The sequence below is a fragment of the Streptomyces malaysiensis subsp. samsunensis genome, assembly GCF_024519315.1.
In the GTDB taxonomy this organism is placed as follows: Bacteria; Actinomycetota; Actinomycetes; order Streptomycetales; family Streptomycetaceae; genus Streptomyces; species Streptomyces malaysiensis.
This window is the reverse complement of the sequence record NZ_JANIIC010000195.1, coordinates 1-1,954: the sequence shown is the minus strand read 5'-3', so window position 1 is coordinate 1,954 and position 1,954 is coordinate 1. Positions and strand designations below refer to the sequence as shown.

1 protein-coding gene is annotated in these 1,954 nt (G+C 69.8%); it reads left to right on the top strand.

The features are described from left to right. A partial coding sequence (locus NQU54_RS48415; protein ID WP_257636632.1) for a SpnB-like Rossmann fold domain-containing protein occupies window positions 1-1,954 on the top strand: 1,954 nt, incomplete at both ends.

The window sequence follows — 1,954 nt, the reverse complement described above, 5'->3', positions numbered from 1 at the left end:
CCACATCACCGCACCCGTCCGCTACACCGACACCCTCCACCACCTCCACCACCACGGCATCACCACCTACCTCGAAATCGGCCCCGACACCACCCTCACCGCCCTCGCCCGCACCACCCTCCCCACCACCACCCACCTCATCCCCACCACCCGCCGCAACCACAACGAGGTCGTGACCGTGCTCACCGCCGCCGGGCACGCCCACACCAGCGGTGTGGAGCTCGACTGGTCCGCAGTGGTGCCCCGGGGCCGGCGCGTGGAGCTGCCGACCTACGCGTTCCAGCGCGAACGGTTCTGGCTGCACGACGCCGCGGGAGGGGGCGCCGAGGTGGAGGGAGCCGGACTGGGGACGACGGACCACCCGCTGCTGGGCGCGGTGACCACAGTGGCCGACACCGGCGAACTCGTCCTCTCCGGCCGACTCTCCACCAGCACCCACCCCTGGCTCGCCGACCACGCGGTAAACGGCACCGTGATCGTCCCCGGCACCGCACTGATAGACCTCGCCCTCTACGCCGCCGAGCACACCGACCACACCACCGTGGACGAACTGGTCATCCACACCCCCCTCGCACTCACCCGTCCCACCCCGATCCAGATCACCGTAGGCGCCGAGACCGACACCGGCCACCGCCCCATCTCCCTCCACAGCCGCGACACCACCGGCACCTGGACCCGCCACACCACCGGCACCCTCAAACGCGAAACCCAACCCACAACGGATCTCGGCACCTGGCCACCCATCGACGCCCGCCAAATCGACCTCACCACCGCCTACCAGCAACTCGCCGACACCGGACTCCACTACGGCCCCGCCTTCCAGGGACTCCACACCCTCTACCAACGCGACAACACCCTCTTCGCCGAGATCGAACTGCCCACCGCCGCAGGCACCGCCACTGGACATGCCCTGCACCCGGCGCTGCTCGACGCGGCACTACACCCCGCCGCCCTCAACACCCCGGACTCCAGCACCCCACACCTGCCCTTCTCCTGGACCGGCGTCACCCTCCACGCCACCGGCGCCACCCACCTCCGAGTCCGGCTCGACACCGACGACACCGGCGCCACCCGCCTCCTGGCAACCGACACCACCGGCCAACCCGTCATCACCATCGACTCCCTCACCACCCGACCACTCCACCCCGACCAACTCCACGCCACCCAAACCGAAACAAACCACCTCTACACACTCGACTGGTCCCCGCACACCCCCACAACCCCCGCCACCCCAGTGGACTTCGAGCGATACACAGTCCCCACAGTCGGCGACAACGTCCTGGCCGACACCCACCACATCACCACCGAGACCCTGACCCGAATACAGCAGCACCTGGCCGCGGACACCACCGCCCCCCTGGTCGTCGAGGCCACCTACGACGACCTCGCGGGCGCAGCCGTCTGGGGACTTATCCGCACCGCCCAAACCGAACACCCCGACCGCATCGTGCTGGTCGACACCGACGACCACCCCGCCTCCCAAGAGGTCCTGCCCATCCTGGTCGCCTCCGGCGAACCCCAGGCCCGCATCCGCGACGGCGCCATCACCGTCCCCCGACTGACGACCACGGCCGTCGCCGACGCGCTGACACCTCCGGCCGACGCCGACGCCTGGCACCTGGACACCAGCGAACGCGGCACACTGGAGAACCTCACACTGACCGGATCCGACACCGCCACCCGGAGCCTGCTGCCGGGAGAGGTACGGGTCGGGGTGCGGGCCGCCGGTCTGAACTTCCGCGACGTACTCATCGCCCTGGGCATGTACCCCGGCGAGGCCACCATGGGCAGCGAAGCGGCCGGCATCGTCCTCGACATCGGCCCCGACATCACCGACCTCAACCCCGGCGACCGAGTAACCGGACTCTTCCCCGACGCACTGGCCAACGTCGTAGTGGCCGACCGACGCACGATCACCCCCATACCAGCAGGCTGGTCATACGCCGACGCCGCG